General features: G+C 34.5%; 13 protein-coding genes. 12 read left to right on the top strand and 1 reads right to left on the bottom strand.

The window, feature by feature from the left end:
- The first annotated feature begins 1 nt into the window (after window position 1).
- Together MY04_RS04770 and pafA are read left to right on the top strand one after the other, a co-directional pair.
- The gene (locus tag MY04_RS04770) at window positions 2-991 is read left to right on the top strand and encodes a GSCFA domain-containing protein (RefSeq protein WP_066213049.1); all 990 of its coding nucleotides are present in this window, start codon (window positions 2-4) and stop codon (window positions 989-991) included.
- A gap of 107 nt (window positions 992-1098) precedes the next feature.
- Complete coding sequence (gene pafA, locus MY04_RS04765; RefSeq protein ID WP_066207083.1) at window positions 1099-2763, top strand: alkaline phosphatase PafA; 1665 nt, start codon at window positions 1099-1101, stop codon at window positions 2761-2763.
- A gap of 87 nt (window positions 2764-2850) precedes the next feature.
- Here the strand turns inward: pafA and MY04_RS04760 are convergent, their stop codons facing one another.
- Window positions 2851-4404, bottom strand: a complete 1554-nt coding sequence (locus MY04_RS04760) for a glycerol-3-phosphate dehydrogenase/oxidase (RefSeq protein WP_066207080.1) — start codon at window positions 4402-4404, stop codon at window positions 2851-2853.
- Window positions 4405-4595: 191 nt separating this feature from the next.
- Between MY04_RS04760 and MY04_RS04755 the strand changes: the two genes are divergently transcribed.
- From MY04_RS04755 to MY04_RS04710, 10 genes are all read left to right on the top strand, one after another.
- Window positions 4596-6938 carry a TonB-dependent receptor gene (locus tag MY04_RS04755; protein ID WP_336234583.1) on the top strand — a complete coding sequence of 781 codons (2343 nt, stop codon included), beginning with the start codon at window positions 4596-4598 and terminating at the stop codon, window positions 6936-6938.
- Window positions 6938-7936, top strand: a complete 999-nt coding sequence (locus tag MY04_RS04750; RefSeq protein WP_066207074.1) for a DUF4249 family protein — start codon at window positions 6938-6940, stop codon at window positions 7934-7936. The genes MY04_RS04755 and MY04_RS04750 overlap by 1 nt, the downstream gene beginning before the upstream one ends.
- Before the next feature lie 29 nt (window positions 7937-7965).
- Window positions 7966-9852: a GAF domain-containing protein gene (locus MY04_RS04745; protein ID WP_066207071.1), complete on the top strand. Its 1887-nt coding sequence runs from the start codon at window positions 7966-7968 to the stop codon at window positions 9850-9852.
- Complete coding sequence (locus tag MY04_RS04740) at window positions 9852-10352, top strand: flavin reductase family protein (RefSeq protein ID WP_066207069.1); 501 nt, start codon at window positions 9852-9854, stop codon at window positions 10350-10352. Before MY04_RS04745 ends, MY04_RS04740 begins: the two co-directional genes overlap by 1 nt.
- A gap of 513 nt (window positions 10353-10865) precedes the next feature.
- Window positions 10866-11786, top strand: coding sequence for an AraC family transcriptional regulator (locus tag MY04_RS04735; protein WP_066213043.1), 921 nt, complete (start codon window positions 10866-10868; stop codon window positions 11784-11786).
- 178 nt (window positions 11787-11964) lie between these two features.
- Window positions 11965-13929, top strand: a complete 1965-nt coding sequence (gene ispG, locus MY04_RS04730; RefSeq protein WP_066207067.1) for a (E)-4-hydroxy-3-methylbut-2-enyl-diphosphate synthase — start codon at window positions 11965-11967, stop codon at window positions 13927-13929.
- Window positions 13930-14230: 301 nt separating this feature from the next.
- Entirely contained in the window at window positions 14231-16003 is a 1773-nt protein-coding gene (gene rpsA / locus MY04_RS04725) for a 30S ribosomal protein S1 (protein WP_066207065.1), read from the top strand.
- Between the two features lie 416 nt (window positions 16004-16419).
- Window positions 16420-18951 carry a TonB-dependent receptor gene (locus MY04_RS04720; protein WP_066207062.1) on the top strand — a complete coding sequence of 844 codons (2532 nt, stop codon included), beginning with the start codon at window positions 16420-16422 and terminating at the stop codon, window positions 18949-18951.
- Window positions 18952-18971: 20 nt separating this feature from the next.
- Window positions 18972-20153, top strand: a complete 1182-nt coding sequence (locus tag MY04_RS04715) for a hypothetical protein (RefSeq protein WP_066207058.1) — start codon at window positions 18972-18974, stop codon at window positions 20151-20153.
- 212 nt (window positions 20154-20365) lie between these two features.
- The gene (locus MY04_RS04710; protein ID WP_066207054.1) at window positions 20366-22933 is read left to right on the top strand and encodes a TonB-dependent receptor; all 2568 of its coding nucleotides are present in this window, start codon (window positions 20366-20368) and stop codon (window positions 22931-22933) included.
- The last annotated feature ends 12 nt before the right edge of the window (window positions 22934-22945 follow it).

The raw sequence follows: 22945 nt of genomic DNA, 5'->3' as shown, positions 1-22945 counted from the left end.
AATGATGCAAAATGAAACATTCAGAACGCCAATTCAACCTCAAAAATTTGATAAAAAGATAAAATATGATTCTAAAATAGTTAGTATTGGCTCCTGCTTTTCTTCCAATATTGGAAAAATTTTAGAGGATTATCGGTTTAACATCTTATCCAATCCCTATGGAACTTTATATAATCCGATTAGCATTCATCAAAATATTGTTTCAGCAATTCGAGAAAGAGAAATAAATAACGATCATATTTTAGATGATGTCCCAACTGTTAAAAGTTTAGATTATCATTCAGATATAGAAGCTGACAATGTCAATGACTTAAAGACTTTAATAGATTCTCAAAACCTAAAAGTTAAAGAACAATTATCTGATGCTGAATTTCTATTTATCACATGGGGTTCTGCTTTTGTCTTTGAGTACAAAAAAACTAATAAAGTGGTTGGTAACTGTCATAAATTACCAGCTAAGGAGTTTAAACAAGAACTTTTATCTGCAGAGGAAATCGTTGCTTCTTTTGATGAACTGATGCACGAGATAACATCAAAGACACAGGTTGTAATAACAGTTTCTCCGGTAAGACACTTTAGAAATGGATTAATCGATAACAGTTTAAGTAAGGCCACTCTAAGATATGCATCACATATAATAGAAAGTAAATATGCAAATGTCACCTATTTTCCATCCTATGAAATAATGATTGATGAGTTAAGAGATTATCGATTTTATAAAGATGATATGGTGCATCCAACTAATCAAGCTATATTATATATATGGGATTACCTCAAAGAAACATTGCTTGATGATTCTACTATTAATACAATGGAACAATGGGATAAAATAGTAAAAGGATTAAATCATCGGCCCATCAACCCTGAATCAGAAGCACATCAAAAGTTTTTAAAGAAAATGATTACATGGTGTGAAGGGATACAAAAATTTAATGTTGATGATGTTATTTTAAGAATTGAAGAACAAATTGTAAACCCAACATCACATTAAGAATCATTAGATACAGAAAAACGATTTAAACAATAAATAATTATGTTTTTGATTTAAGTTCAATCAAATTCACAACTCATACAAAATCTATACTTATATCCATTAAAATGAAACGATTTTTATCACTAATTACTTTATCTGTCTTGACTTGGACAAGTGTTTTTGCACAGTTCACTGAAGACAAACCTAAACTTGTTGTTGGAATTATCGTCGACCAAATGAAGTACGATTATATCTCTAGATATTGGGATAACTTTGGCGATGGTGGATTTAAAAAGTTAGTAAACGAAGGTTATTTTGCTAGAAATGGCCAATACAATTACGCTCCAACAGTTACTGGACCAGGTCATGCATCTGTTTATTCTGGTACTTCCCCTGCCTATCACTCGATCGTAAACAACCATTATTATGATAGAGAATTAGGAAAAAATATTTATTGTGTTGATGATGATAGATATGAAACTGTGGGTGCTGAAGGAAAAAATGGAAAAAAATCTCCTTATCGTTTAGCAGTAACCAATTTATCTGACGAGTTAAAATGGGCAAGTAATCTTCGTTCAAAAGTATATACTGTTTCTATTAAGGACCGTTCGGCTGTATTGCCTGCAGGTCATAAAGCCGATGGTGCATATTGGTTAGATGATAAAACAGGAAACTGGATCACTTCTTCTTTTTATATGGATGAACTTCCTGAGTGGATCACTGAGATGAACTCAGCTAAAAAACGTCCTATCGATACTTACATGAAAGGAGTTTGGGAACTATCTCTACCAGTAGAAAAATATTCAGCTTCTATGGAAGATAATAACCCGTATGAAAGCCTATTACCTGGTAAGAAAACACCAACGTTCCCATACGAAATGAAAAAAATGTTGGCAGCGGATCGTGTAAGAGTGAAATCAGGAAGAAAATATGATCTATTAAAATCTACTCCATTTGGTAATACTGTAGTTACAGAAATGGCAATGCAGATTATAGATAATGAGAAAATGGGCGATGATAACTTTACTGATTTATTAGGTGTATCTTATTCATCAACTGACTATGCTGGACACGCATTTGGACCTCAGTCAATGGAAGTTGAAGATGTTTATATCAAATTAGATAAAGAAATCGAGCATTTGATCAATCACTTAGATGAAAAAGTAGGTAAAGGTCAATATGTTATTTTCTTGACAGCTGATCATGCTGGTGCACAAAATACTAACTACATGAGGGAAGAGTTCAATTTTGTTGCTGAGAATGTAAGCAGCAAAGATGACTCAAAAGTGATCAACGATTTCTTGGTAGAAAAGTATGGTGAAGGAAAATATGTGGTAAGCTATTACTCAGGAATGACTTATTTGAATAGACCTTTAATTAAAGAAAAAGGTTTAGATCTAGAGGAAGTTCAAAAATATGCTGCTGAAGCGATTATGACTATGCCTCAATATGCTGCTGCTGTGATGGGTAAAGATTTAGAAAGACAAGAATATACATTGGGTTATAAAGGATTAATTTACAATGGATTTAATCCAAGATTCTCTCCAGATGTGTATGGCGTATTGAGATCTCATTTCATGGATTACCAGAAAACAGGTACATCTCATTTTTCTCCTTATAAATATGATACTCATGTTCCTATCATGTTCTATGGATGGAAAATTGAACCTGGATATACACATGCCCCTCACACTGTCACTGAAATTGCCCCAACGATTTGTTCATTCTTAAATATGAACTATCCTTCAGGTTGTTACAGTGACCCAATTCTTATTCCATTGAAGAAATAATTTGAATTGAGTTAAATATAAAAAAGGTTATATCGAATTACTTTTTAAGAATTTGATATAACCTTTTATTATTTCTACTGATTAGTACTAACAGGTATAATTATCTACTAATTTTTTAAAGGAGGTAATTTGATTTTCAATCCATGCTTCGTCCTTTCCTAAAAGATCAGCCATAAATTCAGCTACTTTACTAGATGCTTCAAGACTTGCTTTTGCATCAAATAATAAACTTCTCGTTCTTCTTGAAAGGATATCATCTACTGTCCTTGCCAATTCATTTTCTACTCCCCACTTCACTTCAGCCCATCTGTAAGGTAAATCAGGGTGAATATATTTATTTAAAGAAGGATCATTTTTTATCAGTAATTCTATTTTAGGCAAATCATTTCCGTAGACACTCCTAACATCTAATCTATCCACATCTTTTTTGTATCCATGCAATAGAACATCTTTTGTAATGCATTTCACTCCTATGTCTTCGTTCTTTCTTTCCATAAAATTGATTACATCCTCAGACATTTGTCTGTAAGTTGTCCATTTACCACCAACCACAGTAATAAGTCCAGATTGACTTTTTACTATTTTATGCGAACGAGAGATTTTCTTTGTATCCTCATCAGTAGATTTCATTAAAGGTCTTAGACCTGCAAAAACTGCTTTTACATCTTCCCTTTTTGGTTCCTTATGAAGATATTTTTTTGCTGTTTTTAAAATAAACTCAATTTCTTCTTCTAAAGCGACTGGTTCTATACTCACCTCCTCCATTGGAGTATCTGTTGTTCCTACTACAATTTTATCGTACCATGGAACGGCAAATAATACCCTTCCATCATCAGTTCTAGGAACCATAATGGAGGAACTCCCTTTTAAGAACTCTTTATCTAAAATAATATGTACTCCCTGAGAAGGTGATACGGATGGCAAAGCATCTTCATTATCCATTTTTAGAATAGAGTCGACAAAAACACCTGTTGCATTAATTACGTTTTTAGCATTTACCTGAATTAACTCCCCGGTTTCTTGATCTTCAACTTCAACACCTTTCAATATATTTTCTTCTTTTAGAAGACCAGTTACTTTGGCATAATTAATAACATCACCTTCAAAATCAATAATGGTTTGCATTAAAGTGATCGCTAGTCTTGCATCATCAAATTGTCCGTCGTAATAACGAACTCCACCTATAAGTCCTTCTTCGTTCAGATTGGGAATCATTTTAAGCGTTTCTTCCTTTGATATCATTTCAGAAGGTCCTAAACCTAATTTACCCGCCATTACATCGTACACTTTGAGTCCGGTAGTATAAACAGGTGCATCCCACCAGTCATATACAGGAACAATAAATTTCTGATCATGCACTAAATGAGGAGCATTTTCTTTCATTAAACCTCTTTCCCTCAAGGCTTCTTTCACCATGCTTACATCACCTTGTTTAAGGTATCTCACTCCTCCATGTGCTAGTTTTGTACTTCTGCTCGATGTTCCTTTTGCAAAGTCATAAGCTTCTAATAGTAATGTTTTGTAGCCTCTCAATGTAGAATCAAGTGCTGTTCCTAGACCTGTCGCACCACCTCCTATAACAACAACATCATATTCGTTTGTAGTCTTTATCTTTTGTATTATCTCATTTCTTATCTTCATGTGTAATTAATTTAGTGGTATTGTTCTTTAATTTAGTAAGAATAGGTTAGTATGACATAATTTTTTTCTAATTTTAAAAACAAATTCTTTTCTATTTAGTAAAGTTATCATAAACTTTTTTTTAAAAAGACTCTTCGCTTTCTATTATTCATATGCATTATTTAAAGCTCATATTAACTCTGACGCTTCTATTGCCTAGCTTATTATTTGCTCAGACCAAGCAATATACTATAAGTGGATACATTAAAGATGGATCAACTGGCGAAACATTAATTGGAGCTTCCATTTATTCTCAAGAAACTAAACAAGGAGTTATAAGCAACCCATATGGTTTTTATTCCCTCACTTTACCTGAAGGAAAACATAATCTTGCTATCGCTTTTGTCGGCTTTCAAACATTCAAAAAAGAAATTGATCTAACCAAAAACATCAAACTCGATATTAACCTAAAAAGTAGTGATGTTGAACTAGATGAAGTGATTGTATCTGGTGAACGTGAAGATGCAAATGTATCTGAAGTTCAAATGAGTACAGTAAAGATGGAAATAGAAACCATCCTTAAATTACCTGCTCTTCTTGGTGAGGTAGATGTGATTAAATCTATACAATTATTGCCTGGTGTAAGTACCGTAGGTGAAGGTGCCACAGGCTTTAATGTAAGAGGTGGTGGTGTTGGTCAAAACCTCGTATTACTTGATGAAGCACCCGTGTTTAACTCTTCCCACTTATTTGGTTTCTTTTCAGTTTTTAATCCAGACGCCGTTAAAGATGTAAAGCTTATCAAAGGTGGTATTCCTGCCCAATATGGTGGTAGACTATCTTCTATATTGGATGTTAGAATGAAAGAGGGAAACTCAAAACAACTGAAAGTACAAGGTGGTATTGGAGCTATTTTTAGTCGTTTAACAGTAGAAGCTCCTATTATAAAAGACAAGATGTCCTTCTTAATTGGCGGACGAAGATCATATATAGATATTTTGGCAGGTCCTTTTTTAGAAGACGATTTACAAGGTTCTAAATTTAATTTTTGGGATTTAACTGCTAAAGTCAATTACGACATCAACGACAATAACAAAATTTTCTTATCAGGATATTGGGGGCGTGATACTTTTGGTACGGCAAGTTTATTCTCTTCGAGCTGGGGTAATGTAACTGGAACTTTCAGATGGAACCACTTATTTAACGAAAAGCTATTCTCAAATCTAACAGCTTATATTTCGGATTATGATTACGCTTTAGGAGTAAATGATGTTCAAGACTCATTTAATTGGGATTCTAGAATAAAAACATATTCGGTAAAGCCTGAATTTACATGGTATTTAGGATCAAAAAATACAATTACTTTTGGCGGACAATCCATTATATATGATTTCGCTCCAGGAACAACAACCGCAGTAAGTAGTGGTCAAGAGCTACCTCCATTTTCTCTTCAGAAGCAATTTGGATGGGAAAATGCTTTATATATAGGTAATGATCAAAAAATCTCTAATAAAATCTCTTTGCAATATGGTTTAAGATTTAGCTTATTTACCTATATGGGACCAGGCACCACTTATGAATATTATCCTGCTGATCTTCCAAATGAAAGAAAAGAACCAATACCAGGATCTGAAAAAGAATATGGAGATTGGGAACCTATTGAAACCTATACGAATTTCGAACCACGATTTGCCATTAAATATCAGTTCAACGAAAAAAGTTCAGTGAAAGCTAGTTACAATAGAATGGCTCAATACATTCATTTAATATCAAATACTAGTGCAGCGTCTCCGCTAGATATTTGGTCACCTAGTACCAACAACATCCCTCCGCAAATTGGTGATCAATATGCATTGGGTTACTTCAGAAACTTCAAAGACAATATGATCGAATTTTCTGGAGAAGTTTATTATAAACCCATACAATTCCTTTTAGACTATATAGATGGTGCCGACCTACTTCTAAATCAAAATCTTGAAGGCGATCTCTTACCTTCTAAAGGCAGGGCGTATGGATTAGAACTTTATGTAAAGAAAAACAAAGGCAAATTAACGGGTTGGGTAAGTTATACTCTTGCTCGATCAGAACAAGCTACTGCAGGTGTAAATCAAGGAATTTATTATCCTACAAGATTTGACCAAACTCATAATTTAACTGTGAGCGGTTTTTATGAGATCAATAAGCGTTGGTCACTATCAGCTAATTTCAATTTTGTAACTGGTACACCTACTACATTCCCAACGAACCAAATACAAGTTCAAGGGTATAGTATTCCACATAATGTAGATGGTGTTAGAAATAATCAAAGAATTGGTTACTACCACAGATTAGATATATCAGCCACATTAAATGGCAAGAAAAAGCCTGATCGACGTTGGGAACATTATTGGGTTTTTGGTTTTTATAACACCTATGCCCGAAGAAATCCATATTCGGTTTATTTCCAACCTCAAGCAGATCGTGCTCCTCAAGGTGTGGCACCTCCTAATAATGCAATTAGACTTTCTGTAATTGGCTCTATTATTCCTTCTGTATCCTATAACTTCAAATGGTAATGAAAAACCTAATAAAATACACATCATTAATACTGATACTACTAACAAGTAGCTGCGAAGACATTATTAATGTAGATCTAGAAACTGGTCGCCCTCAAATAATCGTGGATGGCTGGCTAAACAATAAGTTTGAAACTCAAAGAATCAGATTAATTTCTACCATTGGTTATTTTGATACCGAAACTCCTCCAGCGGTAGAAAATGCAACTGTACGCGTCATAGATCAAGTCAATAATAAAACATTAAACTTCACTTATGATAAAGATGGGTATTATACATGGACACCAACTACCTTGGAAGACACATTAATTGTAAGACAGAGACCTGGAGATTTTGATAGAGATGGTGATGGTTTATACGACAATTATTACAAGTTGGAAGTCTCTGTAAATTTTGACAATAAAGACTTGGCGTTTGAATCATATACTTCTTTAGAAAGAGTACCTCCTATTGATTCCATCTTTTTTCAAACATCAAAAGGTAAGACTGTAGAAGAAGATGAAATTTATGGAGAGTTATTCGCAAAAGATTTTGTTGGACCAGCAGATTGTTATTGGATCAAAACATGGAAAAACGGGAACCTCCTCAATAAATCATCAGAAATTCTATTAGCATTTGACATTACTCCAGGGAGAAGTGACTTTGGTAATATTCTAACTGAACCTACCGCATTTATTCCTCCTGTTAGACTAGGAATTAATTTGAGTATTTCAGAAGATGAAGAGAATAGAGGAGAAAAAAATTATGAAGTCGGCGATAGCGTTTATTGTGAAATTCATTCTATGACTGAAAAAGCTTTCGATTTTATGAGTCGATCTAGGTCCGCTATGTCAAATGGAGGGCTTTTTGCTACTCCATTAGCTAACGTACCTACGAACATTATTGCAACTAACCAAGATGCAGAAGGAATGGTTATAGGAGTTTTTAATGGTTCTGCAATATCTTCGAAAGGTTATCGTATTAATACTAAACCCCCTTATGATAATAGACAACTCTAGGGGTATTATTAGACCATAGATTTTTTATTATGTCAATTCAACAGGAAGTTGAAAAATTTAACCCATCAAGGGATCGTGTAGAAGGATATTATTCTGAAAGTTACAAAAGAATTGACCGCAGTATGCAAGTTACTTTATTAAGTATGTTTGTACTGGCGTTAGGTTTATCTTTTGAAACTGGTAAGTGGATTATTGCTTTGGGTTTAGCAACAGCTAGTACAATCTCTTACTTTATACTTTTATATAATAGCAGTAGTTCTACCTCTCCGAGGTATATTCTTGCATTTACTTTTTATCTATTTCAGGTACAATATTTAGTTGTATCTCCAAATATACCTTTTGCTCAATTTGCTTTTTTTGGGGTAATGACATTACTGACCATGTATCAGAGTTGGTCGGTTCTTACACTCTATTTTATTCTAACAGTAATGACATACATCTCATTAGTGCTTCTCGGTACTGATATGTGGCTAACCACCTTATTGTATGAAAGCTTGGAGAATAAATCTTATCACGGTTTTGTATCAATTCCTTTAATTACTTTCTTTTATTTTGGCACCTGTTTATATATTTCTGAGAACCTTAAAAAACAAGCTTACAGAAATGCACGTTATGCTATCTTCTTAGAAGATCAAATGCATATTGAAGAGAACACTAAGCTCGCTCAAGATATTGCCAACGGGAAACTGTATGAAAAGTACGATATCTTTGAAAATGATATACTTGGCAACTTATTGATCAGTATGAGGGATCAAGTTAGAGAACAGAAAGAAAGTGTTGAAAAACAAGGTTGGATTGCCTCAGGTTTATCATCTATTAGCGAATTACTTTTATCTGTGAAAGATATCAAAAAGCTAAGTACCAAAACCTTAAGAGAAATAACAGAATATATGCAAGCTACTTTAGGTGCTTTTTACCTTTATGATAAAGAAAATGACAATTTAGTCGTTACTGCTTGCTATAGTCAACATAGAAGAAAAAAAATCGGCGATACTTATAACATTGGTGAAGGACAAGTTGGAGAGGTATTCTTGAAAAACTCCCCTACTTTAATTCATGAGATTCCAGAAGATTACATTCCAATAAATTCTGGATTAGGAGAAGCAAAACCAAAAAATGTATTTATCGTTCCTTTATCAATTAAGAATGATGTGGTTGGTGTAATTGAAGTAGCTTCTTTAAGGGAATTTACCTTTGAAGAAAAATCTCTACTTACTGAGATTGCCCCTTCTATTGCTTTAACGATCAGAACAATTCAATCGACTTTAAAAACGAATGAACTCTTTGAAGAAGCTCAAAAAACCAATGAAACTTTAGTATCAAAGGAAGAGTCGTTAAAAGAGAATATGTTCTTGCTTCAAGAAGCAAAGAATCAGATGGAAGTAAAGCAACAGCAACTAGAAAATCAAGAAGAAGAAAGTCTACTGTTTTTTGAACGTGCTTTAGATGCCATGATTGCCTTTGATAATGAAGGTAATATTTTAAGATTAAATCCTGCTGCCTCTCATATTTTCCAAATTGGAATTATTACAGAGGATAAGAATATAACAGAAATACTAGGTAAGAATTTTGAAAGAGCATTAAACAATAGAAAGACCATGAAGCTTAAACGTGCTTCAGGAGATGTCTTTACTGCTTTAGTTTTTATCACAGAGATCACCTTAAATGATGACGTAAGAAGAATTGCCTATATCCAAGATATATCTGATCAAGATAAAAAAGAAAAAGAATTAAGAATTCTACTAGATAGGGCCCAATTAAGAAACGAACAACTATCTTTACAGGAGAAAACGATGAAAGAAAGTTTAATGCTTAATATCAACATTCAAGAAAAATTAAATAGTGCTAATAAACAAATTAGTGATTTGGAAGTTGAGATAGGTAAACTTCATCAAAAATTACGTGAAAACAACTAATGAACACTACGACTTTGAACAGAATTAGCAGTGACGAATTTAAAGCTGCAATGAGAAAATTGACAGCCTCTGTGACCTTGGTCACAACAAACGGAGCTAATGGAAAAGATGGTTTAACGGCTACTGCTGTAACTTCACTTTCAGACACCCCCCCTAGCTTGATAGTATGTGTCAATAAAAGTAGCTCTGCCCATCAGAAAATTATAGACAATAAAGTGTTTAATGTTCACATTCTTAGTGATGAACAAGAACAACTTTCAAACTGTTTTGCTGGGTTTACCGGAAAACATGGAGAAGATAAATTTGTTGAAGGCAATTGGCAGATAGATGAATCGTCTATCAAATTGGAAGGAGCATTAGTAAATATGGAATGTGAATTATCTGAATATCATGACGGATTCACTCATCATATTTTTATTGGAGTAATTCGAAAAGTTGAAATTGGTCAATCTACAAAACCATTACTTTATGGTGAAGGGAAATATACTTCCACAAAATAGTCAATTTCTCTTTTAATATTACATTATAAAATAAGTCTTTAGAAAAGTAATTTGAGCTTTTTTAAAGACTTTTTCTTTTAAGAAAATTGCAACATTGAACAAAACGGAATCCTAGGTATTCTATTTGTCCATCAAAAATTATAATTATATGAAAAATCCAATTTCGTGTCATTTACTGATATAAATATAGTGATAATTCATCTATTTGGATTGTATTTATATGACTAGAAGACTACAATTTATCATCTTATTGCACTTAAACAAGATACGATTTATGTCATTTAGTAAAAATTTAAAGGCCAAATGCTTGATTTTAAGATTCATTATTATTTTATTTAAGTATTGGAACTATTTTTAACCTTAAATAGAATGTTTATTTAGTAATATTGTACATGAAATAAATTTTAAAATTACAATAGAAAATTGCACAATTCGTATTTTTTTCTGGTAAAAATCAAGCCCAATTACTTTGACAGGATACAATATTTCTCCCATTAATTTAGAATGACTATGATTGAAGAGTACAACAAAATTATTGAGTCTTTAAACATCAAATTCATTAGATCAAATAGTCTAAACGTAATTCGATCTGTAAAAGTCTCAAACTTTTATGACGTTCAAAACACCGTCATACAAGTAAAATCTGGCGTAGTTCAGATAAGCGAAACTGAAATTGCTAGAAAAGGCGAGCTTGTTTTCATACCTGGTGGTAAATCTGTTGAGATTGCATTTGGCGATCAAGACACAACTGAAGTAACTAATGAGAGTTTCATTAACGATAGAGATTCTTATTTAAGAAAAGTTACTGATGATGTTTCTTTGCACGACGTACAAACCAGCTTTACCTCTGTTACATTCGATGCCAAAGCATTTGATTCTGTAAACTTCTTCAATTCTTTAGATATACCTCCTTTTATCTTGCCGGAACAACCTATCGTAAACGAAGCGATTAATAAGATTTACAAAGAATCTTTGGGTGAAAAGCCCGGGAAAGATAGAATTGCAACTAACTTGACTGAATATGCAGTAATCGAAGTATTCAGACATGTACTAGAGAAAAAATTATTTGTTGAGCAAATCGCTACAAACAGTAATTATTTTAAAGATCCACGTCTAATCGATATCTTCAACTTCATCAAAGACAATTTATCTAGCGATCTCTCTAACAAGATTTTAGCAAATGTTGCCAATGTATCAGAAGACTATGTTGGACAATATTTCAAGATGCTAACAGGTATCAATCCACAAGATTATATTGAATATCAAAGAATGGAAAAAGCGGTAGAGTTACTTAGAACTTCACGAAAAAGTATTCGTGCTATCGGTTCTGAAGTCGGTTATAAAGACACTGCTTATTTCTGTCGTCGTTTTAAGATGATGTTTGGTATTCCAGCAGGAAAAATGAGAAGACGTGATTCTTTGATGAACGTTTAATTATAAAAAAACTTTCGAAATCAGGTGGAGGCTCAATTTGAGCCTCTTTTTTTTACTAAACATTTTTCTCCTTTGTTAGTTTTTGTTCATGAATTTAAGGTAAACAAATTCACATTATGCCTCCTAAATTCAATTTTATCTTTATTTTTGCCACAATAAACTTTCTAATCAAAAAATTATGCATAAGCACTGGTATTGTAATAATATAAACGCATACAAACGCAGGAAAACAGTAGAAGTGAATATTGGAGGAATTCCAATGGGAGGAGATAATCCTATCAGAGTCCAATCGATGACCACTGTAGATACTATGGATACCGAAGGTTCTATAGAAGAAGTGATAAGAATGGTAGACTCAGGATGTGAGTATGTAAGAATTACAGCACCAAGCATTAAAGAGGCTCAAAACCTAAAAGCAATAAAAGATGGTATAAAAGAAAGAGGGTATGACGTTCCATTAGTTGCGGATATCCACTTCACTCCTAACGCTGCCGAAGTTGCTGCTAAACTCATCGAAAAAGTGAGAATCAACCCCGGTAACTATGCCGATAAAAAGAAATTTGATTTTATCGAATATGATGATAAAGCTTATAATGCCGAATTAGAAAGAATTAGAGAAAAATTTGTTCCATTAGTCGAAATCTGTAAAGAACATGGTACTGCTATGAGAATAGGTACGAACCATGGATCATTATCAGATAGAATTTTAAGTAGATATGGTGACACTCCCCTAGGAATGGTGGAATCAGCATTGGAATTCTTAAGAATTTGTGATGACATGGACTATCATAATATTGTTCTTTCCATGAAAGCAAGTAATACACAGGTGATGGTGCAAGCCTACCGATTACTTGTTCAAAAAATGGAAGAAGAAGGATTAAAGCCCTATCCGCTTCACTTAGGAGTTACTGAAGCTGGCGACGGAGAAGATGGCAGAGTAAAATCGGCTGTAGGTATTGGTACTTTATTAGAAGATGGTTTAGGTGATACTGTTCGTGTTTCTTTAACAGAGGCTCCGGAAGCAGAAGCACCTGTTGCTGCCGCTTTAATCAATCGTTACAATCAAAGAGCTGATGAAGCTAGAGAGATTTCTACTTCTATTGATATTTCTCCAAAAAATCCTTTCCAGTACGAAAGAAGAAAAACAGTAGAAGTGGATACGTTTGGTGATCACAATGTACCAAGAGTAATTGCAGATTTTTCTAATGTAGAAAATATTGAAATGGCCGATTTAAAATCTATCGGACATCATTATCTTCCTGCGACTGACAAATGGGGAATGTCTGATCATGGAGCAGACTTTATTTATACAGGAAGTCAACCTTTACCTTTCATGTCGCCAAACGGCATGAAAAACATTGTTGATGCCACGTCTTGGAATGGAGATATCAATATCAATCCACTTTTTGATGTTGAAGAATTTAAATCAACTTCTAAAAAGCATGAATCTTTAAACTTCATCAAAGGTGATATTCACTCAATTGATGATACTTTTATCAACTCATTAAAAGGAGACAAAACCGCCGTACTTTGGATAAAATCTGATAATGCTCATGCTATGCCTGAACTAAGAGCTATTTTATTCAAATTATATAAATCAGGTATTAAAATTCCTGTAATTATCGAGCGAACTTATCAAAATGTAACTTCAGATGAATTACAATTATATAGCTCAACGGATATTGGAGGACTTTTAATTGATGGTCTCGGTGATGGCGTTTTCCTAAAACCTCTTCAAGGTGCATCAAAAGAAGAATTATTGGAAAACATCTCGACAAGCAACCGTTTAGCTTTTGGTATTCTTCAAGCGGCAAGAACGAGAATGACCAAAACAGAATACATCTCCTGCCCTTCTTGTGGACGAACATTATTCGATTTACAAGAAACAACAGCCATGATCAGAAAAAGAACTGATCACCTTAAAGGTTTAAAAATTGGTATTATGGGTTGTATCGTCAACGGTCCTGGAGAAATGGCCGATGCTGATTATGGCTATGTTGGCTCTGGAAAAGGAAAGATTACCTTATACAGAGGTCAGGATGTCGTAAAAAGATCGGTGCCTTCTGAAAATGCCGTAGATGAATTAATAAAAATTATTGACGGTGATGGCAATTGGTTTGAGCCAGAAACTTCAGAAGCTTAAAAATAACGAAGCCTGCATCATTTAAATGCAGGCTTTTTTCTTCTCTAAACTTTCTATTTGATAATTCTCCTAATTTGTTAATACTATTTACCCTCTTTAACAAGGCAATATCAAATAATCTTTTAGTTCTTAAAATATATTCCTACCTTTGCATGCTGATTTGCACGTACTAGCTCTGCATATCAACATTAAATGATTTCCACGTACTAGCTCTGGCGTCATTTAAAAACATAAACAATTAATAATTAATCTCTTACGTAACGGCACTAGCGTAAGAGCGTAAAAAGTGCTCATATTTATTATGTCAGAACAATCACAAGACTTCAACTGGGAAGAGTTTGAAAACTCTCAATCAGCATTCGGCGACGGTTACACAGCAGCTGAAAAAGAAGAAATGTTGAAAATGTACGAAGGTACATTGAACCAACTGAACGAGCAAGAGGTAGTTAAAGCTACAGTAGTTTCTATCACTGATCGTGACGTAGTTTTGAACATTGGTTTCAAATCTGATGGATTGGTTCCTTCAAACGAATTCCGTGACACTCCAGACCTAAAAGTAGGTGACGAAGTTGAGGTATTTGTTGAGCAACAAGAAGACAATCACGGTCAACTTGTTCTTTCTAGAAGAAAAGCTAAAATCGTTCGTGCTTGGGAGAATATCCAAAATGCATTGGATAACGATGAAGTTATCGAAGGTGTTATCAAGCGTAGAACTAAAGGTGGTCTTATCACTGATATCTTTGGAATCGAGGCATTCTTGCCAGGTTCTCAAATTGATGTGAAGCCTATCCGTGACTTCGACGTATTCGTAGGTAAGAAGATGGAATTGAAAGTGGTTAAAATCAACCACGCAAATGATAACGTTGTTGTTTCTCATAAGATCCTTATCGAGAAGGATTTGGAAGAGCAAAAGCAACGCATCTTGAACAACCTAGAAAGAGGTCAAATCTTGGAAGGTGTGATCAAAAACATGACAAACTTCGGTGTATTCATCGACTTGGGTGGTGTAGATGGTCTTCTTCACATTACAGACATCTCTTGGGGTCGTATTTCTCATCCAGAGGAAGTATTGCAGCTTGACCAAAAAGTTAACGTTGTTGTACTTGACTTTGATGATGACAAGAAACGTATCTCATTAGGTATGAAACAACTTACTTCTCATCCATGGGATTCTCTTGGTGAAGATGTTGAAGTTGGAGCTAAAGTTAAAGGTAAAATCGTTAACGTTGCTGACTACGGTGCGTTCTTAGAAATCATGCCTGGTGTTGAAGGTTTGATTCACGTATCTGAAATGTCATGGTCACAGCACTTGCGTAACCCTCAAGACTTCATCAAAGTTGGTGACGAGATCGAGGCTGTAGTGTTAACTATCGACAGAGAAGAGCGTAAGATGTCACTTGGTATCAAGCAATTGACTGAGGATCCTTGGACTAAGCAAGACTTGTTAGACAAGTACGCAGTAAGCACTAAGCACACTGGTGTTGTTCGTAACTTGACTAACTTCGGTTTATTCTTAGAATTAGAAGAAGGTATCGACGGTCTAGTACACGTTTCTGATCTTTCTTGGACTAAGAAAATCAAGCACCCATCTGAGTTCATCAAACAAGGCGAGAAACTTGACGTTATCGTTCTTGAGATCAACCCAGAAGAGCGTCGTCTTGCTTTAGGTCATAAGCAACTTGAAGAAAACCCTTGGGAACACTTCGAAACTGTATTTACTCCTGATTCAGATCACAAAGGTACAATTATCTCTAAATCTGATAAAGGTGCAGTAATCGAGCTTCCTTACGGAATCGAAGGTTTTGCTATGGCTAAAAACTTGAAGAAAGAAGATGGTTCTGCTCCTGAAACTGGTGAGTCATTAGACTTCAGAGTTTTAGAATTCTCTAAAGAGGATAAGAGAATCTTACTTTCTCACTTGCACACTCACACTGAAGTAGCTGCTGCTCCTAAAAAATCAGCTGCGAAAAAAGGTGGTAAAGCGCAAGCAGCTTCAAACGAAGATGCAACTACATCATTAGGTGATTTAGATGCATTGGCTAATTTGAAACAACAACTTAAAGACAACAAATAATCGAAAGATTAAGTCTTAAAGTTTAAGCTATAAGGTACGCCCTCCTATTCATTTAGGAGGGCGTTTTTTGTATTATATAATTTAATATTTTTAACATTATAGATATAACACAATCAAGTTCTTTGAAAACATTATAAAACAAAATATTATTTTACATTATCATATAATAGCTAACAATATTTTAAGAATTCAACTTTAATCTATATTAAATTATAAGTGAATATTAACTCATTATTAAGGTTTCATGTATTGACTTTTATTAACATCATGTTTTTAATTGATTTTCAATGACTTACGATTTTAACTATATTAAGAATAAAGTAAACTATTTTAAGATATTTTTCATTCCATTAGCTTTGCACCCATAAATGAAATAATTCATTGTAATCAATCTTATCTAACATTTGACTTTTCTTATGAAAAAGTTTTATTATTTACTTCTATCGATGTTGATTTCTTTCTCAACATTTGGTCAAGAGGTGTCGACTCTTATTAAGGGTACTGTCATTGATAATGACAACAAAGAACCAGTAATTGGTGCTTCAGTAATTATTGAAGGGACTACAACAGGTTCAATCACAAATTATAATGGTGAATTCTCTATTAGAACATCTAAGGAAGGGCCTCAAACTATTGTAGTTTCTTTTGTAGGTTACACAACTATTGAACAAGAAGTTGTTTTAAAAGGTGGAGAAGCAAACTTAGGTGAACTTACTCTAACTTCAGACGCTATTGGTTTAGCAGAAGTTGAAGTAATCGCATCTGTTGCTATTGACAGAAAAACTCCCGTAGCGGTTTCTACTATTGCTCCTGAAGCAATTGAAAATAAATTGGGAACTAAAGAATTCCCAGAGATCTTAAAATCAACTCCTGGTGTTTATGCTACTAAACAAGGTGGTGGTTTTGGTGACTCAAGAATCAACCTTCGTGGTTTCTCTTCTGCAAACATCGCAGTAATGATTAACGGTGTACCTGTTAACGACATGGAGAATGGTACTGTATATTGGTCAAACTGGGCTGGTTTATCAGATGTTACAAGATCAATGCAAGTTCAAAGAGGTTTAGGTGCTTCAAAAGTAGCTGTACCTTCAGTTGGTGGTACAATTAACATCCTTACTAAAACTACAGATGCTCAAAAAGGCGGTAACGTTTACTATGGTATCGGTAACGATGGTAGAGAGAAAATGGCATTAACATTATCTACTGGTAAAATGGATAACGGTTATGCTGTAACTTTCTCTGGTTCTAGAACTACAGGTCAAGGATTTGTAGACGCGACTTCATTTGAAGGATACTCTTACTTCTTGAACGTATCTAAAGAGATCAACAAAAACCATATGTTGTCATTTACTGCATTTGGTGCTCCTCAAACTCACGGTCAAAGAAATGGTTATAACATGGGTATCGAAGACTACCAAAGATATGGTGGTATCCGTTACAACTCTGACTGGGGTTACTTAGATGGTCAAGAATATAACTTGTTTACAAACTCTTACCACAAACCTCAAATTTCATTAAACCACTACTGGACTATCAATGATAGATCTAACTTATCTACTTCAGTATATGTTTCTGTTGGTCAAGGTGGCGGTACTGGTTTCTTAGGTACTTCTAAAGATACAGATGCATACAGAAGATCTGATGGTCTTATTGATTTCGAAAAAATCAGAGACGAAAACATTGCTTTAGCTGAGCAAGGTTTAGGATCAGAAACTATTTTAAGATCATCTAATAACAACCATACTTGGGTTGGTGCATTATCAGTTTATGATAACAAAATTACAGATTACCTTACTTTCATGGGTGGACTAGACCTTCGTTACTACAAAGGTGAACACTACAGACAAGTAGAAGACTTATTAGGTGGTGAGTATTTCTTAAGTAATGTTGATGTAAACAATCCTGGTCAAAAAGCGGTTGTTGGTGATAAAGTTGGATACAACAACGATGGAGAAGTGTACTGGTTAGGTACTTTTGGTCAGTTAGAATATTCTAAAGACAACTTATCTGCTTTCGTTTCAGCTGCTGTTTCAAATACTACTTACTACAGATTAGATTATTTCCAATACACAGACGGTAATCAATTATCTGATGCTTACGATTTCTTAGGTTACTCTGCAAAGGCTGGTGTAAACTACAACATCACTGAGAATCACAATGTTTTTGCTAACACTGGTTATATCTCAAGAGCTCCTTTCTTCCGTTCTGTATTCCCTAATCACACAAATAACGGTAACAAGAATGCAGAAAATGAGAAAATCATTTCATTTGAATTAGGTTATGGCTATAGATCAGCAAGATTCAATGCTAACGTTAACGTTTACCACACTCAATGGAAAGATAGATCATTTACTAAAACAGTAAACCAAGATTTCACTGCTAACCTTTTAGGTGTAAACGCAACTCACCAAGGTGTTGAATTAGATGCTAGATATAACGTTACTCCAAAATTAACATTAACTGGTATGTTATCAATTGGTGATTGGAGATGGGATAACGATTTAACAAACGTTCCTGTATTCGATCAAAACAACCAAGTTGTTGATGAAGTAAACATCTATATCGCAGACCTAAAAGTAGGTAACTCAGCGCAAACTACAGCAGCATTAGGTTTGAACTACGAATTAATGAAAGGTCTTAAATTAGGTGCTGACTACAACTTCTTCGGTCAAAACTATGCAGACTTCGACCCTACTCGTCGTGACAATCCAGAAGACAGAAGCGAAGCTTGGAGAATGAAAGACTTCAGCGTTGTTGATGTAAATGTTCGTTACAACTTCAAGTTAGGTAAATTAAGTACAACTGTTTACGGTAACGTAGATAACATCTTCAACGAAACATATATTACAGATGCTCAGGACGGTGCTGATCATACAGCAGCTACTGCAACAAGAATCTACTACGGTTTAGGTAGAACTTGGAGCATGGGTATGAAACTTAACTTCTAATCATCTGAATAATTGAACAAATGAAAAAGTCATTTTTATATATCATAGCTATTGCAGCTACCCTGTTCTCTTGTGATCCATATAAGGATTTACATGATGAAGCAAACAAAAATATTGCTGATCAAAGAGATAATGATGCTATTCCTACAGCATTGACAATTTCTGATGAAGATACAGTATTCGCTACTGTAGAAAATGCTCAAAAGGGTATTCCTTCTATTCTTTCAGATATGTATGCTGCTAACCATTACACTGATGGTAAAATTATTGAAGTTACTTACTCTGTAGGTACTTTGGTTGAAGAGCCAGAATTTAATGAGCCATATACACTAAGCCAAGACGATTACAAGAAATTTGGTCTTGAATTATGTTTCGGTGATAACTGTTACTACGGTTTCGAAAGCAAATCTATTGCTTTAGATACTGTAAATATTCTTCTTGACAGTGTATATGCTGCTGAGGAAGATGGATTCTTAGTAATGTCAGTATATGACGTATTTGTTGATTACACTGATGGTTTAATCGAAGATGCTGTAGAATTGGAAAGAGTTCATACTGCTTACATCAAAGAAGAGGGTGAATTTGTAGTGTACGAAGGTTCTCCTGAGTTATATATGCTATATGCTGAAGATTATGACGAAATGGGTTCTCCAGGTAAATACAATAACTTCTCATCATCTGATGCTCCTGAGAATTATTTACCACAGTTTGCTGCTAAATATGCTCCATATGCACAAGAAGGTCATACAATACAGTTCTTATTTAAATACTATGCGGGTCGTGATTTAGGTACAATTACTAAATCAATGGTTTATACTAAATCTACAGCATGGGATCAAGTTGCTCCTCTTTATGGCCAACAAAACATGGATAAGTTCAAATACAAAGCTGAGGAAAACTCATGGAAAGTTTCATTAGCAGTAGTTGTTACTTTAACAGGTGCTGACTATGCGGTTACTGGAGATGAGCAGTACAGTAATTTTGGTTACTATGATAATGTGGCAGGAGAATATCCTGAAGGAACTCCAGTTGACAATATCATTGATGCTAAAATCAACCATATTTTGAACGAAAATTACCCTCAACATAAAGTTGCAGATCAAGAAGTAACAGTTTTCTATAACTATTACGATAACGGGACTAACGAGGTATCTAGAAACTATATCTATGATGCTGGTTCTGAAACTTTTGTAAGACAATAAGTAATTTTATTACATAAATGAAAAAGCCAATAGGATTATTTCTTGTTGGCTTTTTCTTATATCAAGAAATCTCATTACTTTACTTTTAACATACTCATAACCATCACTTTAAAAAGTCTTAATTTCTTATATTGTATTGATCTAATATTTCATTAACTAAATAATGAATTACGATTAAATTTCTATTTATTAATTACAATACAATAACCTATATGAAAAAGGCTCTACTGCTGCTTCTATGTACAATCTTTTGCTCTCTCACGTACGCCCAAGAAGCTTCATCTATCATTAAAGGTACAGTCATTGAAAAAGAAACCGGACAGCCTGTAATCGGAGCTTCGGTTGTGATTAAAGGAACAACAGTCGGTACAACTTCTGACTTCGATGGCAACTTCACATTGAAAACTTCAAAAACAGGAACTGTAACTATTGACATCTCTTTTGTCGGTTTACAAACGATCGAAATGGATGTTACTCTTAATGGTGGCACTAAAGACCTTGGAGAACAAACAATGGAATCTGATGCAATTGGTCTTGCAGAGGTTGAAGTTGTGGCCTCTGTCGCCGTGGATAGAAAAACTCCAGTTGCTGTTTCTTCTATTAAGCCAGAAGTTTTAGAAGAAAAATTAGGTTCTCAAGAATTCCCTGAAATTTTAAAATCTACTCCTGGTGTTTACGCAACTAAAGCAGGTGGTGGTTATGGTGACTCAAGAATTAACTTAAGAGGTTTTTCATCTGAAAACGTTGCGGTTATGATTAATGGTGTACCTGTAAACGACATGGAGAACGGTCAGGTATATTGGTCAAACTGGGCAGGTTTATCTGATGTAACACGTAGTATGCAAGTACAAAGAGGTTTAGGTGCTTCAAAAGTAGCAGTACCTTCTGTAGGTGGTACTATTAATATTTTAACTAAAACAACTGATGCTCAAAAAGGTGGCAACATCATGTATGGCATTGGTAACAATGGATATAATAAATTAAGTTTTACAGCATCAACGGGTCAAACTGAAAATGGATGGGCAGTCACTTTATCAGGTGCTAAAACGACTGGTAACGGTTTTGTAGATGGCACTTCATTTATTGGTTACTCCTACTTTGCCAACATATCTAAGCAAATCAATGCTTCACATCAATTATCATTTACTGCATTCGGCGCACCTCAATGGCACGGTCAGAGAAGAAACAAGATGAATTTATCAGAATATGAAGCTTCTGGTAGAGGTATTCGTTACAATGGTGATTGGGGTTATAAAAATGGTCAAGAATACCATGTAAATAGAAATTACTACCATAAGCCTCAAATATCATTGAACTGGTTCTGGAACATCAACGATAAAATGGATCTAGCAACAGTATTATATGCATCGTTTGGCCGCGGAGGCGGTAGTGGTAGTGCAGGTGTTGATAAATTCTCTCCTACTTTCAGTAACCCATATAGAAGAGACGGTGTTATCGACTTTGACAGAATTGTTGATGAAAATGCTGCAAGAGGTAGACAAGGCTCAGAAACAATCCTTCGTAATTCTGTAAATAACCACTCATGGTATGGCGGTTTATCTACATTAACCACTGAATTATCTGAAAAATTGATTTTAACAACTGGTCTTGACATCAGATACTACGAAGGTAATCACTATAGAGAAGTTGGTGATCTTTTGGGTGGTCAGTTCTATTTTGATCCTGCTGTAGGTGGTGCAGAACCTGGTGCTGAAGGTTCTGTTAGAAGAGCTGTAAAAGTGGGTGATAAAATTCAATACAATAACGATGGTAACGTTTGGTGGCAAGGCGTCAATGCTCAGCTTGAATACTCAAACGATCAATTATCTGCATTTGTATCGGCATCAGCTTCAAATCAATCTTTCAGAAGAATTGATTATTTCCAATATATCCCAGAAAATCAAGCTACTGATTGGGAGAACTTCTTCGGTTTTAATATCAAAGGTGGGGCTAACTATAATATTGATGAAAAACATAATGTTTTCGCTAACGCAGGTTACTTCTCAAGACAACCTTTCTTTAACTCAGTTTGGCCTACATTTGATAATAACACAAACAAAGGTGTTGTAAACGAGAAAGCGATGAGTTTTGAAGTTGGTTATGGTTATAGAAGTAAATTGATTTCTGGTAACGTTAACCTTTATCATACTACTTGGAAAGATAAATTCTATAGAGCATCAGTTAGACCTGATGGATCTTCTGTTTCATTCTCTGCGAATATTCCAGGTATTGATGCCGTTCACATGGGTGTAGAAGTTGACTTTGTCATTCGTCCTAATGATAAATTCAACATCACAGGAATGTTATCTATTGGCGATTGGAAATGGGATAAAAACGTAACAGATGTTCCAATTCTTGATGATACTCAACAGGTTGTTGGTACTGTAGATGTCTATGCTAAAGGAATTCACGTTGGCGATGCTGCTCAAACAACTGCCGCTCTTGGTGTTAACTATATGATCATTGGTGGTTTAAAGGTCGGTGCTGATTGGAATTTATATGATAGATTATTCTCTGCATTTAATGTTACTCAATTAAACACTCCAGAAAGCAGTGTTGATTCTTGGATTGTACCTACATATAATCTATTTGATTTGAATGCTAGCTATAAATTCCCAATGGGACCTTTTAATGCTACATTCCTAGCTAAAGTGAATAATGTATTCAATATTGAGTATATTTCTGACGCCTTTGATGGCCCTACACACGATTTCCAAACTGCTCAAGTATTCTATGGAGCAGGTACAACATGGTCTACATCTTTAAAAGTTCAATTCTAATCTGAGATAAAG

It is taken from the genome of Flammeovirga sp. MY04 (genome assembly GCF_001682195.2).
In the GTDB taxonomy this organism is placed as follows: domain Bacteria; phylum Bacteroidota; class Bacteroidia; order Cytophagales; family Flammeovirgaceae; genus Flammeovirga; species Flammeovirga yaeyamensis.
This window is presented reverse-complemented; position numbering and strand designations above follow the sequence as displayed.

Excerpts from the sequence above, each read along its gene's own strand:
- MY04_RS04770 (WP_066213049.1), top strand. The coding sequence starts at position 2 with ATGATGCAAAATGAAACATTCAGAACGCCAATTCAACCTCAAAAATTT.
- pafA (WP_066207083.1), top strand. The coding sequence starts at position 1,099 with ATGAAACGATTTTTATCACTAATTACTTTATCTGTCTTGACTTGGACA.
- MY04_RS04760 (WP_066207080.1), bottom strand. The coding sequence starts at position 4,404 with ATGAAGATAAGAAATGAGATAATACAAAAGATAAAGACTACAAACGAA.
- MY04_RS04750 (WP_066207074.1), top strand. The coding sequence starts at position 6,938 with ATGAAAAACCTAATAAAATACACATCATTAATACTGATACTACTAACA.
- MY04_RS04745 (WP_066207071.1), top strand. The coding sequence starts at position 7,966 with ATGTCAATTCAACAGGAAGTTGAAAAATTTAACCCATCAAGGGATCGT.
- MY04_RS04740 (WP_066207069.1), top strand. The coding sequence starts at position 9,852 with ATGAACACTACGACTTTGAACAGAATTAGCAGTGACGAATTTAAAGCT.
- ispG (WP_066207067.1), top strand. The coding sequence starts at position 11,965 with ATGCATAAGCACTGGTATTGTAATAATATAAACGCATACAAACGCAGG.
- rpsA (WP_066207065.1), top strand. The coding sequence starts at position 14,231 with ATGTCAGAACAATCACAAGACTTCAACTGGGAAGAGTTTGAAAACTCT.
- MY04_RS04720 (WP_066207062.1), top strand. The coding sequence starts at position 16,420 with ATGAAAAAGTTTTATTATTTACTTCTATCGATGTTGATTTCTTTCTCA.
- MY04_RS04715 (WP_066207058.1), top strand. The coding sequence starts at position 18,972 with ATGAAAAAGTCATTTTTATATATCATAGCTATTGCAGCTACCCTGTTC.
- MY04_RS04710 (WP_066207054.1), top strand. The coding sequence starts at position 20,366 with ATGAAAAAGGCTCTACTGCTGCTTCTATGTACAATCTTTTGCTCTCTC.